Source organism: uncultured Algibacter sp. (assembly GCF_947495925.1).
Taxonomy (GTDB): domain Bacteria; phylum Bacteroidota; class Bacteroidia; order Flavobacteriales; family Flavobacteriaceae; genus Algibacter_E.
The window spans coordinates 321,843-342,759 of the sequence record NZ_CANMAU010000007.1 but is presented as its reverse complement, the minus strand read 5'-3'; the positions used below and the strand labels follow the sequence as shown (position 1 = coordinate 342,759).

Genomic DNA, 20,917 nt, shown 5'->3' with positions numbered 1-20,917 from the left:
GATATAGCCAATGGCTAATGTACTTCCGAACGTCTTGACGCTTCATTGTCATCCACTTTCATTATCTTCGTTCTCAAGGCCGAACTGTGTTTAGCAGGAAGTTCGCAAACATAGATGAGAATACAATGAAAATAATTAATTTGATTTTAATTCTAATATCTACAATTATCTATGCTCAAAAAGATAGTTCAAAGTTAGCGAACATAGATGCTCCTTATTATAATATCAATGAGACTGGTTTAGCATTAAATGGATTTGATCCAACAGAATACTTTATTAACAACAGGGCAACCCAAGGCTCAGAAAAACACCAATACCAGCACCAAGGAGTTATTTATTATTTTGTGAATGAAAAGAATAAATCATTGTTTATTGAGAGTCCTGAAAAGTATATGCCGGAATTCGGCGGATATTGCGCATATGGTTTAGGTATGGAATTTGGACATGGGCTAAATGAAAACCCACCAGGGAAATATCCGGTAAATCCAGAAACCTTTAAAATTATAAACGATAAATTATACTTGTTTTATAACAATCGCGGCTACAACTTTTTGGAAGTTTGGAAACCAAATGAAATTGACAATTTAAAAAGAGCGAATGAAAGGTGGGAAGTTATAAATGAAAAGAATTAAAAAACGTTTACCAACAATGGCTATTAGTAATTGCTTCTTCTCGTCTATTTCTGAAAATCTTCGCGGATTTGCAGCTTGGTATGTACATGCAAAGTTAGGTGCTAAATCACGCAACTACTCATAGCCGAGACCGTAATTACCAAAAATGAAAAAATTCCTTATTGACACTTTTAATATTTCAGAAGTTGATGCAAATTTATTTTCAGAATGCTTTGAGACAATAAACTTGAGTAAAGGTGAAAATTTTGTTAGCTATAATAAGATTAGTAATAAAGTTGGTTTTGTGGAAAAAGGACTTTTAAAATGTACTTTAATTGGGGCTGAAAAATCAGTAGTCGATGATTTTGTTTTCGAAAATCAATTTGTTGCCAATTATTATAGTTTTTTGAAGCAGGAAAAATCAAATAAGGAAATAACTTGCTTAAAAGACTCAGTATTAAGAGTAATTACTCGAAAAAAACTAGATAGATTAAGTAAGTATCCCTTTATTGAAAAAATAGCAAGACAAGTTTCTGAGCAACTGTTTATATCGACGTCAAAAAAACTTGAGAATTTAAGACTTTTAAGTGCAGAAGAAAGATATCTACAATTGGTTAAGGCTAACAAAAGAGTTGTCAATGAAATTCCGCAATATGAAATTGCTTCTTTTTTAAATGTGAGTCCAGAAACTGTAAGTAGAATCCGAAAAAAAATCACAATTAGTTCTTGATTTACATCAATGAATAACTTCTGTTTTAAGCCGACTTTTGTTTAAAACAATAGAAAATGAATAGACATATTGAAGCAACAGAAAAATCTGGAAAAGAATTTTATTTAAACTTTGTTCAAAAAGGGAAAGAAGTTGTAATGCTAAATCTATTAAAATTTAAACCAAAAGCAGACTATGCTAACTTCGAATCAATCAGAATTGAAAAAGATATTACAGGACAAGAAGCCTACGATATATATACAAATAATACGTTGGGCGAACTTAAAAGAGTTGGAAGTGAAATTCTATTTTATGGTGAAAGTAAAAGTTTCTTGATTGGACCAGATTTTGAAAAATGGGATGCCATTCTATTAATAAAACATAAGTCAGTTCTAGCTTTTATGGAGTTTGCAAAAAGTGACATTTATTTAAACAATGTAGGTCATAGGAAAGCAGGATTAGAGGATTCAAGATTGTTACCAACAACTGAAATAAAAAGCTATACCTAATAATATATAAAAAACATAGGACATTTCGGAAACCTCAAATAAATTAGGAGCAAAATTATATTTAGCAAGTGTGGCGAAATCTCAAGACGGAATTGAAAAAGCCGATAAACACCATGTTATCGACTTTTTTAATTTCATATAATGCAACGCTTAAAAACAGTCTATAAAATATGTAGTCTAACTATTTTATCTTCCAAAGACTTTCCATTTCCTCCAAAGTTTTTCCTTTTGTTTCAGGAACAAATTTCCAAACTAGAAGTGCTGCTAATATTCCCATAACACCATAAATCCAGTATGCAAAACCATGATTAAAAGTTTCTAATAAATAGGTGTTTTTATCCATCATGGGAAATGTCCATGACACTAGATAGTTAGAAATCCATTGTGCGGCAACGGCAACGGCTAAAGCACGCCCTCTAATCTTATTTGGAAAAATCTCAGATAAAAGTACCCAGCAAACAGGGCCCCAACTCATAGCAAAACTTGCAACATAAATTAACATAAAAATTAATGCCCCAATCCCAACTGATTCCATAAAAAATGAAGTTCCTAAGGCAAACATTGCAAATGCCATTCCTATAGCCCCAATAATCATAAGTGGTTTTCGTCCATACCTATCAACAGTTGTAATTGCTAATACTGTAAACAATAAGTTAACCACGCCAACTATTATAGTTTGTAACAGCGCTATATCTGTACCAGCACCCATACTTTTAAAAATTTCAGGAGCATAATAAAGTACAACGTTTATACCAACAAACTGCTGAAAAACGGAGAGCAACACACCAATAACAATTATGGCTACACCAAAAGAAAACAATTTCCCGGAGCGCGTTACCACAGTATTTTGAATATCTTCTAAAATCTTTTTACCGACTTCTAACCCATTTACTTTTGTTAAAACCTCTAACGCTTTTTCCGGTTTTGATTTTAGTACCAAAGACCTTGGTGTGTCGGGTACCATAAATAACATAAGCAAAAACAAGCCTGCAGGAATAGTCTCAGAAGCAAACATCCATCTCCAACCTATGGTGTTTAACCAAGATTCATCTCCTTGCTTAGCAATATAATAATTAACAAAATAGACCACCAGCATTCCAAAAATTATAGCAAATTGATTCATTGAAACTAGTTTACCTCGAATTTTTGCAGGTGCAATTTCTGCAATATATAATGGCGATAACATGGAAGCTAATCCTACTCCAATACCTCCTATAATTCTATAAAAAATAAAAATGTAAATAAAAGAATGATCTGCTTCTCCAATAGGCTTAATAAAAATTTCTGGCAATGCAGAGCCTAAAGCAGAAAACAAGAAGAAAATTGCGGCTAATATTAAACCATTTTTTCGTCCTAATTTTTTACTTATAAGCCCGCCAAAAACACCTCCAATCACACATCCAATTAAGGCACTAGAAACAACAAGTCCTAACCTTGCATTAGCTGCAGTTTCTTCCAACCCGAATGGCAAAACAAAAAATTGCTCTAAAGAACTTACTGTTCCCGAAATAACGGCTGTATCATAGCCAAATAGTAAGCCCCCTAAAGTGGCAACCAAGGTAAGCTTTATAAGATATGCTGAATTTTTAGATGCGGCCATAATATGATTTTTAGTTTGTTAATTAATTCTTATATAAAACAAGAAGGGTTTTGGATACTATATGTACTGATTAATAATATTTTCAAACATCTCTTGTTTACCACTTTTCAATGTTAATTCTCCATTTTCTTGAGCAATTTTATATAAGTCTTGTAAGCTTAGTTTGCCATTCTCAAAGTCTTTCCCTTTTCCTGAGTCAAAAGAGCTATACCTTTCTTTTCTTAGTTTTTCATAAGGCGAAGATGTTATAATTTTATCTGCCACTAATAAAGCACGAGCAAAAGTATCCGCACCTCCTATATGTGCATGGAACACATCATCGATATCAGTAGAGTTTCTTCTAATTTTAGCATCAAAGTTCACACCACCACCTTGTAATCCGCCTGCTTTTAAAAAGACTAGCATAGCTTCGGTAGTTTCTTGAATATTATTTGGAAACTGATCTGTATCCCATCCATTTTGATAATCTCCCCTGTTGGCATCTAAACTTCCAAGCATGCCTGCTTTAGCTGCTGTTTCAATTTCATGTTGAAAGGTATGTTGTGCTAAGGTTGCGTGGTTAACCTCTATATTAATTTTGAAGTCTTTATCTAATCCATATGCTTTTAAAAACCCAATAGCGGTAGCTGTATCAAAATCGTATTGGTGCTTTGACGGCTCCATTGGTTTAGGTTCTATAAAGAAATTGCCTTTAAACCCTTGAGCTCTTGCATAATCTCTAGCCATTGCTAAAAACTGCCCCATATGATCTAATTCACGTCCCATATCCGTATTTAATAAAGACATATAACCTTCACGTCCTCCCCAGAACACATAGTTTTCACCACCTAATTTGATAGTAGCATCTAAAGCTAATTTAATTTGGGCTCCTGCACGGGCTACCACATCAAAATCTGGATTAGTAGCAGCTCCATTCATATAACGTGGATTTGAAAAACAGTTGGCTGTTCCCCACAATAATTTAACACCACTTTGGTCTTGTTTTTCTTTAATGTAATCTGTAATTATATTTAATCGCTGTTCTGACTCGACAAAAGTTGTTCCTTCTTGTATTAAATCGAAATCATGAAAACAGAAATATTCAAAGCCCATTTTACCAATAAACTCAAAAGCTGCATCGGCTTTATCTTTTGCTGCTTGAATAGGATCAGAAGCTTGATCCCAAGCAAAATTTTGAGTTCCAGGACCAAAAGGGTCTGACCCTTGACCGCAGAAGGTATGCCAATAAGCTATAGAAAACTTAAACCATTCTTTCATGGTTTTTCCTGCCACAATTTGGTCTGGGTTATAATACTTAAATGCTAATGGATTGTCTGATTCTTTTCCCTCAAACTTAATATTTCCTATTCCTTTAAAATACTCTGAAGTTGCCATAATTAATACTGTTATTATTATTAAACTGATTGTTTTAGTTCTGTTTTGCGTTAGGGATTGCAATGAAAATCCTTTTTGTGAGGCACGAGTAAAAAGATTGTAATGTAAAGCCCGACCCTTGTGGTAACGCCCAAATTTTATTTATTTAATACGAGTTCTAATTCCTTTTTCCAATTATTATAAGCTTTTAAATAAGGTTGCTTGTTTTTAAATGGTTTGAATGTCATAACATGATCATTATCCATAATAACTTTACCAAAATCTTCAAAACCTCCTTTATGCAAGTCTGCAGCCCTTGCTGCTCCTATAGCACCAGTTGTGTTATAAATTTCAATTTCTTGTTCTATTAAAGTAGCTACGGTATTGGCGAAAATTTCTGAACGAAATAGATTATCGTTTCCAGCCCTAATTACGGTAGGTGTAATTCCGTCAGATTTAAGAATTTCCATACCGTAAACAAATGAAAATGCGATACCTTCTAAAGCAGCTCTACAAATATGTGCCTTGTTATGATTATTTAAATTAACATTTACTAGTCTGGTACCTATTTCTTTATTATTTAGCATCCGCTCTGCTCCATTCCCAAAGGGTAGTATGCACACGCCATCTGAGCCTATTGGAATATTAGAAGCCAATGTATTCATATCTTCATACGAGTTTACGTCCAAATTATTTAGTAGCCAACGGTACTGAATTCCTGCTCCATTAATATTAAGTAGCTTACCTATTCTTGGCTTAGATTTTAAATAATTAACATGAGCAAAATTATTTACGCGAGTACTTTCTTTTCCTGATAGGTTATCTGTAATAGCATATACAACACCAGAGGTTCCCCCTGTTGCCCCAACTTCGCCCGGATTAAAAACATTTAAGGATAGTGCATTATTGGGTTGGTCTCCTGCCCTATAATAAATAGGTGTTCCTGCGGCTATACCACTTTCCGCCCCCCCTTTTTGATCTACAACTGACTGGTTACCAAATGTTTCAACTATACCTGGAACAAGAGCCTTATCTATACCATAGTATTCCAAAAGCACATCGGCCACATTATCATTTTTAAAATCCCATAAAATACCTTCTGATAATCCTGAAATTGTCGTGTTTATAGTATTTGAAAACTTATAGGCTATATAATCTCCAGGAAGCATAAACTTATGTATTTGTTTATATATTTCTGGCTCATTTTCTTTTACCCATTTTAACTTTGATGCCGTAAAATTTGCAGGGGAGTTTAATAAGTTTGATGTACATGTTTCTTCTCCTAAATCTTCAAAGGCTTTATGACCAATTTCAACCGCTCTACTATCACACCAAATAATACTTTTACGTAGTGGGTTACCTAATTTATCGACTATAACAAGGCCGTGCATTTGATATGCAATTCCAATACCTTTAATTTGAGTTCTACTAACGTTATATTCCTTTTTTAAACGAGCTATCGCATTACAAACATGTTCCCACCAATCGTTTGGGTTTTGTTCTGCCCACCCATTTTTTTGAGCAAACATGCTCATTTCTTCTTCTGGCTCTTGTACAACACCTATGCTTTTTCCTGATTCAATCTCAACTAGTGCTGCTTTTATTGAAGAACTTCCTATATCTAATCCTAAATAATACATACTTATAATGATTCTCTTATTGTTAATTTAGTTGGCACAAAACACTGCATAGGTTTATCTTGTGTAACAAATTGGGCTGCTTTTGTCCCTAAAGCTTTGAAGTCTGTTGAAATAACAGAGATTCCTTTATAAATGAATTTTTTCATTGGAGTTTCGTTATATGATAAAAAACCAATATCAACACCAGGTTCTAAATTTGCGTTTCTGCATTGTTCTAAAAACTGCCCCAACATTCTATCACTTGTACTTATGTATGCGACATTCCTTTCAACATTAAATAATTTTGGACTTGTTACAACCTCATATTTTAAATGAAATAACTCACAGTACTTTTTAAAATAAGTGATCGTCTCTTTTGGATGGTAGGTGAATGTGGGGTATAAAAAAATTAGTTTTCTGTATTTTTTAAAAATATTTTCGGCTTTTTTTAAGGCATTAAAAAAAGCTTCTCCAAAATCTTGAAATACATAATTATTATTAGAATTAGAATGTATACTCCAATCTATAAGTAATAGTTTATCATTATCAATATCTGATAACACAGATGGAACATCTTTATTACTAAAAGGCATCACAACATATTTATAGTATTTGCCTTTACTATTGTTTAAAATGGTTTTAAAATTATCTATATTATAATGATGAAATTGTACATCTGTTATAATGTTATCTGGTAAGTTGTTTACAAACGAATGGTAAACAACTTCTTTGTAGGCTTTAAAAGTGTCTAACACCAATAACACCTTTTTAGTTTCGTTTGCAACATAGTAACCCTTGTTAGGTACAGATTCAATAACACCATTATCTTTTAAAATAGAATAAGCTTTGAATACCGTATCTCGAGATAAGTTATAGGTATTACAAATGTTATTTACCGACGGTAGCGCATCACCTTTTTGCAGTCTATTATCACTAATTGCATCATTAACAGCATTTACCAGTTGTTGGTATTTCGGAATATCACTCCTATGGTTAATACTTATAACAATTACATTTTCATCCATACTGTTCTGTTCCGGTATGTAAAAATATTAAAATTATATTAATTCATACTCTTAAAATTAAATTACTCTAATTCAGAGTAGACAGAAAGACTCATTCCAACCCAATTAATTCATTTATTTTTTTCTGTGTTTGCCTAAGTTCAAGTAAAATTTGCTCAAGACTTAAATGATCTTTAAGGCTTGAGGAAAAAACGGAAACAGCTAAGACGGCTGTAAGTTCGGAGTTCTTATCACCTATAGGAACCGCAATATCAGTTACTCCACTTGTTAATTGACTTTTTGATGATCGATACCCATTTTTAGCTATTTCAGTTATCGATTCGAAAAACTCCTGCTTTTCAGATGCGTTCCATTTAGAATAATACGTATCCTTTGATAACGCCTCCTTTAAATCTGACTGATTTAACAACGACAAATGTACACGTCCAGAAGTCGTCATTGTAAGCGGGAAATGCGTGCCTTCTTCAATTGAAAGCGAAACAGCACTTGGACTTCTCATTTGATAAATAATCAATAATTGATTCTTATTCACAATACTGAGATGGCAGGATTGTCTGGTTCTCTCCGATAAATCTTGCATTGGATAATGTGCTACACGTTTTAGCTCATCAAACGGAGTATGTCTATGAGACAAACTATACATTTTCAAGGAAAGTCTATATTTACCAGCATTAGCACCACGTATTACGTAACCACGCTCTTCCAAACAGACTAGCATTCTATAAATTTCACTTGGTGTTCTATCAATTCCTTGCGCTATTTCTATTTGAGATAATGGTATACCTTCTTTTGACAGATACTCAATAATATCAAGGCCCTTATCCAAAGCAGGTGCATTATATTTTACTGGTTTTTTATTCATTCTTAATACTGTATAATAGCCAAATGTAATAATTAGAATTGATTATTTTGGAATATTCATATATAAAATCTATTTTTGTATATGAAATATAATTAATTAAAAGAAATCTATATGGCAAACCCAATTTTAGGCACTTTAATTCATGCCATCGGAGGAGTCGCAGCATCAACATGTTATCTTCCTTTCCAAAAAATAAAAAAGTGGTCTTGGGATTCTTACTGGATTGTGCAAGCTTCTTTTGCTTGGTTTATTTTTCCTTTTGTAATCGGGTTTTTAACTATTCCGAACTTAATGGATGTATTTACAGACGCATCTATAGAAGTATTATTTAACGCCACAGCATTAGGGTGTGTTTATGGTTTTGGGGGGATGTGTTTTGGTTTTGCTATTAAACATATTGGGTACTCTTTAACCTATACCATTTCTATTGGTATTTCGGCTATTCTTGGTACCATAGTTCCATTAATTATGCACGGAGAGTTTATACAAAAACTTAATGGTCCAGGAGGTTATACCATTTTTTCGGGTATGGCATTAGCACTAATAGGCATTATTATTTGTGGCATTGCTGGTCACAGAAAAGAAAAAGATTTAAGAAGTAAACATAGTGATGGCGCTACCCCACTAAATTTTAATATGAAAAAGGGTTTAACGCTTACGCTAATTGCTGGTGTCTTATCGGCTGTTTTCGGAATTTCGTTAGAGGTTGGTGCTCCAGTTGCCGAAATTGCAGGAAAATATGGGGCTGGTAATTTTGAAGGAAATGCAAATCTAATATTATCAACAGGTGGAGCATTCATTACAAACTTTATTTGGTTTGGCATAACAGGTATTAAAAAAGGAACTATTACTGAAATTGTAGATATTAAAGGTGTTGGCAGAAAAAATTATTACCTAAACCTAGTCATGTCTATTTTAACTGGAGCCCTATGGTACGGGCAATTCTTTTTCTATGGTATTGGCCATGTTCAAATGGGCGCCTACAAATTTGCTAGCTGGGTTTTACATATGTCCATGCTGATATTTTTTAGTTATATAGTAGGTATTATTATGAAAGAATGGCTACAAGTCACGAAACGAACCTATTTTACATTGGTATTGGCACTTATAATTTTGGTAATTTCATTTGTAATTATGGCATATGGAAGTCAACTAGGTTCGGAAATTACAATAAGTCATTAAATATAGAATAAATGAGTACAGAAAGAATACATTTAAAAGGAATCACGTGGAATCACAGTAGAGGATTTACTTCTGCGGTTGCAACTGCTCAACGTTTTTCAGAACTGCACCCTAATGTAGACATAACTTGGGAAAAACGATCACTTCAAGCCTTTGCAGACGAACCTATAAATGAATTAGCTAAACGTTACGATTTATTAATTATAGACCACCCCTGGGCTGGCTTTGCCGGTAAAAACAATGTCATACTCCCCTTGGATGAATACTTGCCAAAGGCATTTTTAAAGGATTTAAAAGAAAACTCAGTAGGACATTCGCATGAAAGTTATTCTTCAAATGGACATCAATGGGCTTTAGCTGTAGATGCTGCAACCCCTGTAGCTTCAAGCAGACCAGACCTTTTGAAAGAAAAAGAGGTAAAACTTCCAGAAACCTATGATGAGTTATTAAACCTTGCTAAGCAAGGATTAGTAATTATGCCTGGTATTCCGCAAGATACTTTGATGAACTTTTACATGATGTGTTGCACAATGGGTGAAGATGTATGTACATCAACAGAGCATGTTGTCACAGAGCAAATGGGGATAAAAGCTTTAAAAATGTTAAGAGCGTTGGCAGTTGAAATGGATCCAAAAATTTTTAATTGGAACCCGATTCAAATCTATGAAGCTATGACACAAACAAATAAATACGCTTACTGCCCTTGGGCATATGGCTACACCAACTATAGCAGAAAAGGGTATGCACGCAAATTACTTCATTTCCATGATATGGTAAACATTAATGGGTCTGGTAAAGCGGTTTCTACACTTGGCGGTACTGGCTTAGCAGTTTCTGTAAATACGAAAGAAATTGAAACTGCCATGAAATATGTTGAGTACGTAGGATCGGAAGAATGTCAAAAAACAGTATTCTTTGATAATGGAGGTCAGCCAGGACACAGAAAAGCATGGACAGACAAGCACACCAATAGTTTAACCGCAAATTTCTTTAAAAATACCTTACCTAGTCTAGATCGTGCATTTTTACGACCACGTTATAATGGCCATATGTACTTTCAAGATAGAGCCGGCACACCCATTCGAGAATATCTGATACATGGAGGAGATGAAAAAACTTTACTTGATAATTTGAATATCCTATACAAGAAATCCTTAGAAATTTAAAAAAAATGAAACCATTAAAAGGTATATTGGTTCTGGAATTCGCACAATTTATGGCAGGTCCTTCAGCTGGCTTAAAGTTGGCAGATTTAGGTGCTAGAGTTATAAAAATTGAAAGACCTAATACAGGTGAAGCGGGTAGACAAATTGCTTTAAAAAATCTGTTTTTAGATGGCAGTAGTTTAGTTTTCCATACGGTAAATAGGAATAAGGACTCTTATGCTGCCAACTTAAAAGATCCTGAAGATTTAAAACGTGTAAAAAAATTAATTTTACAAGCTGATGTTATGACACATAATTTCCGTCCGGGAGTGATGGAAAAAATTGGTTTAGATTACCAAACGGTACAAGAAATAAACCCAAAACTCGTTTATGCATCTGTAACTGGTTATGGAACAAAAGGGCCTTGGGCTAAGAAACCAGGACAAGACCTATTGATTCAAGCTATGTCTGGTTTTGTTAACCTATCAGGGAACCGAGACGACGATCCTGTTCCTGTAGGTGCTGCGGTTTCAGACATTATAACGGGTACACACTTAGCACAAGGGATTTTAGCAAGTCTTGTAAAAAGAGCAAAGACCGATAGAGGAGCATTAGTTGAAGTAAGTCTTTTAGAATCTACAATAGATTTACAATTTGAAGTAATCACCACGTATTTAAATGATGGTAATCAACCTATAAAACGCGCAAAAAAAGGAGCTGCAAACCCTTCACTAGGTGCTCCGTATGGTATTTATCAAACTACAGATGGTTATATTTCTATTGCAATGGGATCGCTAATAAAGTTGGGTGAAGTAATTGATTGCTGGGAAATTAAAAATTATACTAATCCGGAATCATGGTTTACTCAGCGCGATGAAATCATGGACATCATAAGAAATAAAATTATTACTAAAAGTAGTAAGCAGTGGTTAAACATATTAAGACCCGAAGGTATATGGTGTTCCAATGTATTCGATTACCAAAGATTACTAAAGCATGAAGCTTTTAAAGTTTTACAAATGGAACAAAAACTCCCTTTGCTTTCAGGCGAAGAAGTACACACCTTAAGATGTCCTATAAGAATAAATGATAAGCGCATTTTTGCTAATAAACCGGCTCCAAGAGTTGGTCAGCATACCGAGGATATCATAAAAGAATTTAATCTATAAGCTACCTATGAAACCATTACAAGATTTATTAGTAATAGATTTAAGCCAGTTTTTATCTGCTCCATCAGCCACCTTAAGACTATCTGATTTGGGAGCCAGAGTTATAAAAGTTGAACGACCAGTTACTGGCGATATTTGCAGACAATTGTATGTTTCGAATGTAAACTTAAATGGAGAATCTTCAATTTTTAGAGCCATTAATAGAAATAAAGAAAGTTTTCAAGCCGATTTAAAAAATAAAACCGACAAAGAACGTGTTTTAAAACTTATTGAAAAAGCTGATGTTCTAGTTCACAACTTCAGACCTGGTGTTATTGAACGTTTAGGTTTTGACTACAAGACCATCAAAAAGATAAATCCAAAAATTATTTATGGAAGCATTACAGGGTACGGAAAAGAAGGTCCTTGGAAGCCCAAACCCGGACAAGACTTATTAGTACAATCTTTATCAGGGATAAGTTGGTTAAACGGTATTGAAGGGAATGGCCCTACTCCTATTGGCATAGCACTAGTCGATATTCTTTCAGGTGCTCATTTAGTCCAAGGCATTTTAGCAGCCCTAATTAAACGAAACAAAACAGGAAAAGGGAGCAAAGTTTCTGTGAATATGCTGGAGTCCATTTTAGATTTTCAATTTGAATCTATTACTACCTTTTTTCATGATGGAGGGCAACCCACAATTCGACCAAAAAACAATAGCGCGCATGCCTATTTAGGAGCCCCTTATGGTATTTATAAAACCCAAAATGGATACATCGTATTAGCCATGGGATCTATTCCAATATTAGGAGAGTTATTAGGTTGCGATCCTTTAAAAGTCTACACAGAAGTTGCTTCATGGTTTACAGAAAGGGACACCATAAAACAAATACTAGCTGATCACTTAAGCACGAATACCACCGAGAAATGGTTATCAATATTAGAACCAGCTGATATTTGGTGCGCCAAAGTTATGGACTGGGATACATTATTTTCAGAAGAAGGGTTTAAAGTTTTAGACATGATTCAAACTGTTATGATGAGTGATGGGTTTAAGTACAAAACCACTCGATGTCCTATTAAAATAGATGGGCAAAATTTTACATCTAACATTGGATCACCTCATCTTGGTGAACATACTAAATCCATAACAGAAGAATTAATTTCTTAGGATATGAAACGTAACAAATTTAGAATAGCAGTTAGGAAGTTTGATGCTTTCGAAAACTCTATTGATAAAATTTGGGCCTCATTTTGCAAGAAAACAAAGTGTAATTTAGAACTTGAGGCTATCCCTTATGATTTACATCCATTGTATGATACCATTTTAAAAGAAAACGGGCTTACCAATGGTACTTGGGATATTTCACTAATAAATACCGATTGGATTACTGAAGCTTATACCTCTAATGCCATAGAAGATTTAACTCCTTACATTAACAAAAATGCTCCAGAAGATTTCCCTAATGGCTGGTCAAGATCTCTATTATATAAACAAGAGTTTAATGACAAAATAGTAGGTCTACCATTTCATGATGGACCAGAATGTTTAATTTATAGAAAGGATTTATTTGAATCTATTGAAGAGAACGTTGCTTTCTGCGAAGAGCACGGGAAACCATTAAAAGTTCCTAAAACTTGGGACGAGTTAATTGAAGTCGCAGAGTTTTTTAATAGACCCGAAGATAATTTATTCGGCACTACTTTTGCTGCTTTTCCTGATGGTCATAACACCGTGTTTGACTTCTGTTTACAGTTATGGACACGAGGCGGTGAATTATTTGATGATAAAAACAACATCCTATTGAATTCACAACAGGCCAAAGAAGGCATGGAGTTTTATAGAAAAGCACTTCAGAACACAAATGCTATTCATCCAGACTCGATAAATTTTGACTCCGTAAAAGCCGGCATAGCATTCTCAAAGGGAAATTTGGCAATTATGATTAATTGGTTTGGTTTCGCATCCATGTGCGAATTTATAAAAGACTCTAAAGTAAAAGGGAAAGTAGATATTGCAAACATACCAGCAGGCCCCAATGGCAAAGGAACCTCTTTAAATGCTTATTGGATGTATGTTATTGGGAGCGGAAGTGAACATAAAGACTTAGCATACGATTTTATTAAGTACGCGGTAAACAAAAAAAACGATAAATTATTAACATTGGAGGGTGCTATTGGTTGTCGTAAATCTACATGGCATGACAAGGAAGTCAATAAGGAAGTCCCTTATTATCACAAGTTAGAAGCACTTCATAAAAACACGCATTCATTGCCCAGAAAAAGCAATTGGTCTGAAATAGCTTGTGTTATTGATCAATTGGTTTTGGAAGTTATTAATACTTCAAAAGATATAGCATCTATTTTAGATTCAGCTCAAAAAGAAGTCAACATCATAGAAAGCCTGTAATTATGAATATTATTTATAAGCCAAAATTACCAAAAGAAAAACGTCCCATATATATTATTGGAGCTGGAGGAATTGTTCGCGATGCCCATTTGCCAGCGTACAAAAATGCAGGATTTATTGTTGAGGGTATTACAAATAGAACAAAACAAAGAGCAGATGATTTAGCAAAAACATTCAACATTCCTAATGTTTACGACACGATTCAGGATATGGTTACAGTCGCTCCAGAAAACGCTGTTTTTGATTTAACATTAATGCCAAACCAATTTGTACCTACTTTAGAATTATTGCCAGATGAATCAGCAGTGTTGATTCAAAAGCCAATGGGTGATAATTATAAACAAACTTTAGATATTTTAGAGGTCTGCAGACGAAAAAAATTAAAAGCTGCTATCAATTGTCAAATGCGCTACGCACCATACATTATGGCTGCTAAATATTTAATCGAAAAAGGAGTAATTGGCGAATTGTACGATTTTGAAATCCGTTTAACAACCTATACCCCATGGGAGTATTTCCCAAATGTGGTAAATCATCCACGTCTAGAAATTCAACAACATAGTATTCATTACATTGATTTGATTCGTTCTTTTTTGGGTAATCCAAAAAAAGTATATTCAAAAACGTTGAGGAATCCTGGCAAACCCATGTCATCAACCCGCACGACAACAATTATGGATTATAGTGATAGTATGCGCGCTATAATTAACACCAATCATGACCATAATTTTGGTGAGAAAAATCAAGAGAGTTTTGTGAAATGGGAAGGCACTAAAGGCGCCATAAAAGCAAGAATTGGATTATTATTAGATTACCCTAACGGTAAGCCCGATTTGTTTCAATATTGCATAATAAAAAAACATGAACCTACTAAATGGATAGAGGTCACATTAGACGGCTCATGGTTCCCTGATGCTTTTGTTGGCACCATGGCATCTTTAATGCGATATGTTGAAGGCTCAACGAACAAATTACCAACTAGTGTTGAAGATGTAGTGTATTCAATGGCTATAGTTGAATCTGCATATGACTCAAATAATAATGGAGGTATTTCTCCAAATTATAATATTTAAAACTTCTAAATAATGTGTTTTCAAGTACAAAATACAATTAGTATTAAGAAATGGTTTTAAAGAAACTGGGGATGATGTGTTTAATGCTTCATAATAAATAGAAGTATTTGATTCTTAACAAGAATCTAACTAAATTAGGCTTTCACAACCAAACTAAATTAAACATGAACAATTATCAGTACCATAAGTCACTGTTTTTATTAGTTTATCTATTTCTTTTTTGTATTTCAAGTTTCCATGCTCAGGTTAAAATTTATGAAAAGGAAGAAATCATTCCTACTTATAAAATTGGTAAGCCTGAAACGAGCCCTATTTTTTATTCTGGTAGAAGTGTTCAGGGTGCTGAAGGTAGAATCTATCCATACCCTTCTCAAACCAAATTAAGTGATTCACTTGTTGATGTGACCTATAACATGGTTGTTCTTGAAAATGAATATTTAATTGTAAAAGTATTACCTACGTTTGGAGGTCGGTTGTTTTCTGCCATTGATAAAACTAACGGTCATGAACTTTTTCACACCAATAGTGTTATAAAACCAGATCTTATAGGAACACTTGGCGCATGGGTTTCGGGAGGAATAGAGTGGTGTTTTCCTCATCATCATAGAACCACAACCATGCTACCTAGTGATTATCGTTTAGTAAAAAATGATGACGGAAGTGCCACTATTTGGATTGGGGAAACTGAAAAAACCATGAGAATGCGAGGCGTAATAGGTATGACTTTAAGACCGGGTAGATCATTTATTGAAACGGATTATAGAATAAACAATACCAGTACCCTAACTAAAACATTTCTTTTTTGGGCAAATGTAGCCGTAACGGCAAACAAAGATTTTAGAACATTTTGGCCGCCAAGTCAAAATATAGGTGTTTTTCATAATAATTCAAGTTTTATTCAATGGCCTATTTCTAACAAAACAAATCATTACGGAAGAACTAATTATGAGGAAGGTATAGACTTAACCTGGTGGAAAAATCACCCCGATCCTGTTTCTTTTTTTATGTGGAACGCTAGTGAAGGGTTCATAGGTGGTTATGATTATAAGCAAAAAGCAGGAATGATTCATGTAGGCGACCCTCATAAGAATAGCACCTCCAAACTATGGCAATTTGGACCAGGGTTAGGTGGTCAAAATGCAAGGCGAAAATTAACTGACGATGGCAAAGCTTATGTTGAACTTATGACTGGAACTTTTTCAAATAATCAACCAGATTATAGCTGGATTGTACCACATTCTGTTAAAGATGCCAAGAATTACTGGTTTCCTATTCGAGATATTGAGGTTGTAAAAAACTCAAATACCGATGCGGCAGTAACTCTTCAAATGCGAAATTCCAAAACAGTATTTTATGGATTTAATACCACAAAAGCTTTAAATAACGCTGAGTTTATTTTAAAAGAAGGCGATGAAATTTTGGTTCAAGATAAAATTAATATTGACCCTGCTAACCCCTTTTCTGCTCTTTTTAAGAGCAAAGAAGCCATTAATGAATATAAACTTCATATTCAACTATTAGATGAGCATGGAAATAGTATAATATCGTATACACCAAACAAAACCATTACACAAGAACTACCTCGTCCTCAAGAAAAAGTAAAAAAACCGGAAGACATCAATTCTGTTGAAGATTTATATTTAGCAGGTAGATTTATTGAACAGTTTAAAAGACCAAGAAAGAACGCAGATGAATATTATTTGGCGGCTTTAAAAAAATCACCAACAGATTATAGAGTTAATTTAGCTCTGGGCAAAAGAAGAATTGGTCAAGGTAAGCACAAAGAAGGTTTAGATTACTTAAAAACGGCTTCAGACAAACTAAAAACCAATTATTTTCAACCTAAAGAAGGCGAGCTATTTTATTATTTAGGAGTTGCTCAAAAAGCTTTAGGTCATACAAAAGAAGCTTATAAAAACTTCGCCAGATCAACATGGTACTACGAATGGTTTTCATCAGGAAACTTTCAACTAGCTCTTCTTGAAAGTGCCCAAAACAATAATAAAAAAGCTTTAGAATATATTGAAAAAGCGTACTCCACAAATAACCTTGATGGGAAAATAGTAGTACTCTACAGCGCCTTACTCAGAAAAGAAAAGCAAAAAGAAAAGGCATTAGAAATTATAAATAAATTGATTGATTATGATCCAATAAATTATTCTGCATTGCATGAATATTATCTCATTCAAGAAAATGGATCTCTATCCGATTTTCAAAAGAATATGCAAGACATAGAGAATAACTACCTAGAAGTTGCCACAAATTATTTGAATGCGAGCCTTTATAGCGATGCCATTAATGTATTAAATGAGATTAATAAACCTAACAATCCATTAACCTTTTATTATTTATCATACCTGTACTCAAAGCAAGAAAAACCTACTGCTACAAATAAAATGTTGACATTGGCTCAAAATACTGCTTTAGAATACTGTTTCCCTTACAGAGAAGAATCTGAAATAATTTTAAATCATGCTATTTCTTTAGACAATAAAAATGCGCATGCCTATTACTTATTAGGAAATTTATTATATGATGATCGCCCTAAGGAAGCTATTGCGGCTTGGACTAAAGCTAGAGATATAAATTCAAACATCCCCATGGTTTTAAGGAATTTAGCTTTTGGGAGTTTTTATTATGAAAAAAGTTATAATGAAGCAGTAGAATATATGATTAAAGCTATAGAACAAGACAATTCGAATTCATTATGGTATGCGGAGCTTTCTAAATATTTTGATGCCTCAAACTTTAACTTTAATAAGTGCCTAAATATTTTAGAAAATAATCTAGAGATGGTCCAAACAGACATTAAAGCTCCTAAAATGTATGTGGAATTATTAAATCTTAACGGAGACTATGACAAATCATTAACATTTTTGAAAAGTCATCATTTTAGAACTTGGGAAGGACGCAGAGAAATCTATTGGTATTATGTAAATTCTAATGTATTGAAAGCTATGGAATTGATAAATCAAGATAAATATGATAATGCCATAACCTATCTAAATCAAGCCCTTGAATATCCAGAAAATCTGGAAGTCGGAAAATCTTCAAGCGACGATAAAAACGCACTTATTCATTTTTATTTAGGTAAAGCATTTAATAAACTTGGAAAAACAAATAAAGCAAAAGATCATTTTCAAAAAAGTATTAATTCTAACATCGGTTATCGCATGAATGATTTGATTTATTTTCAAGCTGAATCTTTAAAAAAGATGAATAAAACGGAGGAAGCCAATGCCAAGTTCAACCAGTTAATAAACCTTGGTAAAAACATACTTGACAAATACGATGATAACGAGCTTATAGCTGTTGAAGAATCTTATACAAATGAAAGTAAAATTATTTCGAAAGGGTATTATTTACAAGCTTTAGGACAAAAAGGATTGGGTAATATTCAAAAATCCAAAATGCTTTTTCAAGAAGCTCTAAAGACTTACAAAAACAATCTTTGGGCAAATGTAATGATGAATAATTCAATGGAGTAAATCACAATAAAATATAAATAGATTTTATAATCATCTAAACTAAATACAAATAAAAAAAACAGATATGAAACACTATTCATGTTATATTAATGGTGAATGGCTAGATGAAAGCTCAAGAGGTGTTATAGAGGTTGAAAATCCAGTGGACAACGCTGTTTTCGCAACGGTAACAGTTTGTAATAAGGAAGATGTTCAATATGCTTTAGAAACTTCTGAGCAAGCTCAAAAAACTTGGGCCCTAACCCCTGCAAATACAAGAGCCTTACATATTATCGAAATTGCCAATAAATTAAAAGTTGAACGCGAACATTTTGCAAAACTATTGGTTTTAGAACAAGGTAAAACTTATCCTGAAGCCCTAGGAGAAGTGGATGATACCATAACCTATATGACTTACGCAGCAGAATCAGCACGAAGAATACAAGGTGCAATTTTCCCTGCAGACGCTGTAAACAAGCGACTTTCAATTTACAAAGTGCCTTACGGCGTAACTGTTGGGTTGTGTGCTTTTAATTACCCATTGGCGCTGATTGGTCGTAAAATTGGACCAGCCCTAGCTACAGGTAATACCATGATAATTAAACCCCACGAATTAACTCCTATCACAGCTTCAGAATTTTGCCGTTTGGTGGATGAATCCAGTTTACCCAAAGGTGTCATTAACATGGTGTCCACCAAAAGTGCCGATGCCGCTTCGTTATTAGTTGAAAGCCCAATCACAAAACTAATTTCATTAACTGGAAGCACTCGTGCAGGTAGAGCCATGTATAGAGCTGCCGCTGAGAATATTACTGGTTTAATTTTAGAACTAGGAGGTAAAGCACCCTTTATTATTTGTGATGATGCAGATATAGACAAAGCTGTTGAAGCGGCTGTAATTTCTAGATATGCCAATTGTGGTCAAGTTTGTATTTGCAATGAAATGGTATTTGTTGATGAAAAAATAGCAGATGAATTCACAGAGAAAGTTGTAAAAAGAACTCAACAAATTAAAGTTGGAAACCCTTTTGATACTGATGTAAATATGGGGCCTAATGTAAGTAAGCTTGGTTTACAGCGTGTAAACGATTTAGTAAAGAAAAACATTGAAAAAGGTGCTGAATTATTACTGGGAGGCCATAGACCTGAAGGAGATTATTTTGATAAAGGAAACTGGTATGCACCTACAATTTTGGGTAATGTAAAAGGAACTGATCCAACAATCAGTGAAGAACTATTTGCTCCTGTAATGCCCATTGTGAAAGTTGGAGGATTTGAAGAGGCCGTAGCATTAGCTAATAATAGAGAAGAAGGGCTTTCTGCCTACCTATACTCAAATGATTATAGAATTCATCAAAAGGCCATTGACACCATGGAAGTAGGAACTATTTTTATTAACCAACAAATTATTGGTAATATTCAGGGCTATCATTCAGGTCATAAAACATCTGGGGCTGCAGGTGAAGATGGCGTTTATGGTATGGACCACTACTTACAAAAACGGACTATTTATTTAAATTACGAATAATATCTTATCATGGGAATAGGTGTGTTTTGGGTCATGTTGGTTGCAACCCTTTTAGGTTTTTATGCCGTACCAAGTAAATACACCAAAAAATTATGAAGTAGTGGACATATGAACAAGTTTTTGGTTTTTAGCAATGTTCGTTGTTCCCATACTGGTAACATTGGCCTTGTTAATGGATTAATAGAAATATAGAATTCTAAGAATTTATAAAACAATTTAAAAATGCATATTAAATCTCAATTTTACGAAGATTATAAATTAGGTCATAAAAGACAGACTTTAGGCAGAACAATAACGGAAACAGATTTTGTAGTTCACGCTGGCCATACAGGCGATTACTTTCCACATCATATGGATGCTGAATGGTGCGCAACACAACCTTTTAAACAAAGGATAGCTCATGGCACTTTAACCTTTGCTGTTGGAATAGGCATGACAGCAACAGAGATAAACCCCGAAGCTTTTTCAAAAGGATATGACAGATTACGTTTTGTAAAACCTGTTTATATTGGAGATACAATAAGGGTTGTGGTAACTATTAGTGAAAAGAAAGACTCCAAACGTCCTGAACTAGGTCACGTTAATGAACATGTAGAAATTTTTAACCAAAGAGATGAATTAGTTTTAGTTTGTGATCATATTCTTTTAGCAAAGAAAAAGACTACTGAAACTTGAT

The 20,917-nt window shown here is 33.9% G+C and carries 17 protein-coding genes; 12 read left to right on the top strand and 5 right to left on the bottom strand.

The genetic code is table 11. The annotated features are described in order from the left end of the window. Positions 1–125: 125 nt before the first annotated feature. From Q0857_RS15995 to Q0857_RS15985, 3 genes are all read left to right on the top strand, one after another. Positions 126–632: a YHS domain-containing (seleno)protein gene (locus tag Q0857_RS15995; RefSeq protein WP_298537606.1), complete on the top strand. Its 507-nt coding sequence runs from the start codon at positions 126–128 to the stop codon at positions 630–632. Positions 633–777: 145 nt separating this feature from the next. Beyond that, entirely contained in the window at positions 778–1,341 is a 564-nt protein-coding gene (locus Q0857_RS15990; protein ID WP_298537603.1) for a Crp/Fnr family transcriptional regulator, read from the top strand. Between the two features lie 56 nt (positions 1,342–1,397). After that, a complete protein-coding gene (locus Q0857_RS15985) occupies positions 1,398–1,829 on the top strand; it encodes a DUF1330 domain-containing protein (protein WP_298537600.1) in 432 nt (143 codons plus the stop codon). Positions 1,830–2,010: 181 nt separating this feature from the next. On the opposite strand, the gene xylE is transcribed toward Q0857_RS15985, so the two are convergent. The 5 genes from xylE to Q0857_RS15960 all read right to left on the bottom strand — a co-directional run bounded on the left by xylE (position 2,011) and on the right by Q0857_RS15960 (position 8,288). Next, the gene (gene xylE / locus Q0857_RS15980) at positions 2,011–3,429 is read right to left on the bottom strand and encodes a D-xylose transporter XylE (RefSeq protein WP_298537596.1); all 1,419 of its coding nucleotides are present in this window, start codon (positions 3,427–3,429) and stop codon (positions 2,011–2,013) included. Positions 3,430–3,486: 57 nt separating this feature from the next. Next, positions 3,487–4,803 (bottom strand): xylose isomerase, encoded by a 1,317-nt coding sequence (gene xylA / locus Q0857_RS15975; protein WP_298537593.1) that lies wholly within the window; start codon positions 4,801–4,803, stop codon positions 3,487–3,489. Between the two features lie 137 nt (positions 4,804–4,940). Continuing rightward, a complete protein-coding gene (locus tag Q0857_RS15970; protein ID WP_298537590.1) occupies positions 4,941–6,422 on the bottom strand; it encodes an FGGY family carbohydrate kinase in 1,482 nt (493 codons plus the stop codon). Positions 6,423–6,424: 2 nt separating this feature from the next. Beyond that, a complete protein-coding gene (locus tag Q0857_RS15965; RefSeq protein WP_298537587.1) occupies positions 6,425–7,426 on the bottom strand; it encodes a GntR family transcriptional regulator in 1,002 nt (333 codons plus the stop codon). Positions 7,427–7,517: 91 nt separating this feature from the next. Next, positions 7,518–8,288 carry an IclR family transcriptional regulator gene (locus tag Q0857_RS15960; protein WP_298537584.1) on the bottom strand — a complete coding sequence of 257 codons (771 nt, stop codon included), beginning with the start codon at positions 8,286–8,288 and terminating at the stop codon, positions 7,518–7,520. Between the two features lie 111 nt (positions 8,289–8,399). Between Q0857_RS15960 and Q0857_RS15955 the strand changes: the two genes are divergently transcribed. From Q0857_RS15955 to Q0857_RS15915, 9 genes are all read left to right on the top strand, one after another. Continuing rightward, on the top strand, positions 8,400–9,470 hold the full coding sequence (locus Q0857_RS15955) for an L-rhamnose/proton symporter RhaT (protein ID WP_298537580.1): 1,071 nt from the start codon (positions 8,400–8,402) through the stop codon (positions 9,468–9,470). Positions 9,471–9,481: 11 nt separating this feature from the next. Further along, a complete protein-coding gene (locus tag Q0857_RS15950) occupies positions 9,482–10,636 on the top strand; it encodes an ABC transporter substrate-binding protein (RefSeq protein ID WP_298537577.1) in 1,155 nt (384 codons plus the stop codon). Positions 10,637–10,641: 5 nt separating this feature from the next. After that, complete coding sequence (locus Q0857_RS15945) at positions 10,642–11,784, top strand: CaiB/BaiF CoA-transferase family protein (RefSeq protein ID WP_298537575.1); 1,143 nt, start codon at positions 10,642–10,644, stop codon at positions 11,782–11,784. Positions 11,785–11,791: 7 nt separating this feature from the next. Continuing rightward, the gene (locus Q0857_RS15940) at positions 11,792–12,934 is read left to right on the top strand and encodes a CaiB/BaiF CoA-transferase family protein (protein WP_298537572.1); all 1,143 of its coding nucleotides are present in this window, start codon (positions 11,792–11,794) and stop codon (positions 12,932–12,934) included. Between the two features lie 3 nt (positions 12,935–12,937). Then, positions 12,938–14,173 carry a sugar ABC transporter substrate-binding protein gene (locus Q0857_RS15935; protein ID WP_298537570.1) on the top strand — a complete coding sequence of 412 codons (1,236 nt, stop codon included), beginning with the start codon at positions 12,938–12,940 and terminating at the stop codon, positions 14,171–14,173. A gap of 2 nt (positions 14,174–14,175) precedes the next feature. Then, a complete protein-coding gene (locus tag Q0857_RS15930; RefSeq protein WP_298537567.1) occupies positions 14,176–15,246 on the top strand; it encodes a Gfo/Idh/MocA family oxidoreductase in 1,071 nt (356 codons plus the stop codon). A gap of 164 nt (positions 15,247–15,410) precedes the next feature. After that, positions 15,411–18,734 carry a DUF5107 domain-containing protein gene (locus tag Q0857_RS15925; protein WP_298537564.1) on the top strand — a complete coding sequence of 1,108 codons (3,324 nt, stop codon included), beginning with the start codon at positions 15,411–15,413 and terminating at the stop codon, positions 18,732–18,734. 64 nt (positions 18,735–18,798) lie between these two features. Then, positions 18,799–20,241, top strand: a complete 1,443-nt coding sequence (locus Q0857_RS15920) for an aldehyde dehydrogenase family protein (RefSeq protein ID WP_298537559.1) — start codon at positions 18,799–18,801, stop codon at positions 20,239–20,241. Positions 20,242–20,463: 222 nt separating this feature from the next. Next, complete coding sequence (locus Q0857_RS15915; RefSeq protein ID WP_298537555.1) at positions 20,464–20,916, top strand: MaoC/PaaZ C-terminal domain-containing protein; 453 nt, start codon at positions 20,464–20,466, stop codon at positions 20,914–20,916. The last annotated feature ends 1 nt before the right edge of the window (position 20,917 follow it).

What these genes read in the sequence shown, in the direction of transcription:
- xylE (WP_298537596.1), bottom strand. Translation starts at nt 3,429, where the DNA reads ATGGCCGCATCTAAAAATTCAGCATATCTTATAAAGCTTACCTTGGTT.
- Q0857_RS15915 (WP_298537555.1), top strand. Translation starts at nt 20,464, where the DNA reads ATGCATATTAAATCTCAATTTTACGAAGATTATAAATTAGGTCATAAA.
- Q0857_RS15950 (WP_298537577.1), top strand. Translation starts at nt 9,482, where the DNA reads ATGAGTACAGAAAGAATACATTTAAAAGGAATCACGTGGAATCACAGT.
- Q0857_RS15955 (WP_298537580.1), top strand. Translation starts at nt 8,400, where the DNA reads ATGGCAAACCCAATTTTAGGCACTTTAATTCATGCCATCGGAGGAGTC.
- Q0857_RS15930 (WP_298537567.1), top strand. Translation starts at nt 14,176, where the DNA reads ATGAATATTATTTATAAGCCAAAATTACCAAAAGAAAAACGTCCCATA.
- Q0857_RS15925 (WP_298537564.1), top strand. Translation starts at nt 15,411, where the DNA reads ATGAACAATTATCAGTACCATAAGTCACTGTTTTTATTAGTTTATCTA.
- Q0857_RS15940 (WP_298537572.1), top strand. Translation starts at nt 11,792, where the DNA reads ATGAAACCATTACAAGATTTATTAGTAATAGATTTAAGCCAGTTTTTA.
- xylA (WP_298537593.1), bottom strand. Translation starts at nt 4,803, where the DNA reads ATGGCAACTTCAGAGTATTTTAAAGGAATAGGAAATATTAAGTTTGAG.
- Q0857_RS15960 (WP_298537584.1), bottom strand. Translation starts at nt 8,288, where the DNA reads ATGAATAAAAAACCAGTAAAATATAATGCACCTGCTTTGGATAAGGGC.
- Q0857_RS15985 (WP_298537600.1), top strand. Translation starts at nt 1,398, where the DNA reads ATGAATAGACATATTGAAGCAACAGAAAAATCTGGAAAAGAATTTTAT.
- Q0857_RS15920 (WP_298537559.1), top strand. Translation starts at nt 18,799, where the DNA reads ATGAAACACTATTCATGTTATATTAATGGTGAATGGCTAGATGAAAGC.
- Q0857_RS15990 (WP_298537603.1), top strand. Translation starts at nt 778, where the DNA reads ATGAAAAAATTCCTTATTGACACTTTTAATATTTCAGAAGTTGATGCA.
- Q0857_RS15945 (WP_298537575.1), top strand. Translation starts at nt 10,642, where the DNA reads ATGAAACCATTAAAAGGTATATTGGTTCTGGAATTCGCACAATTTATG.
- Q0857_RS15935 (WP_298537570.1), top strand. Translation starts at nt 12,938, where the DNA reads ATGAAACGTAACAAATTTAGAATAGCAGTTAGGAAGTTTGATGCTTTC.
- Q0857_RS15970 (WP_298537590.1), bottom strand. Translation starts at nt 6,422, where the DNA reads ATGTATTATTTAGGATTAGATATAGGAAGTTCTTCAATAAAAGCAGCA.
- Q0857_RS15965 (WP_298537587.1), bottom strand. Translation starts at nt 7,426, where the DNA reads ATGGATGAAAATGTAATTGTTATAAGTATTAACCATAGGAGTGATATT.
- Q0857_RS15995 (WP_298537606.1), top strand. Translation starts at nt 126, where the DNA reads ATGAAAATAATTAATTTGATTTTAATTCTAATATCTACAATTATCTAT.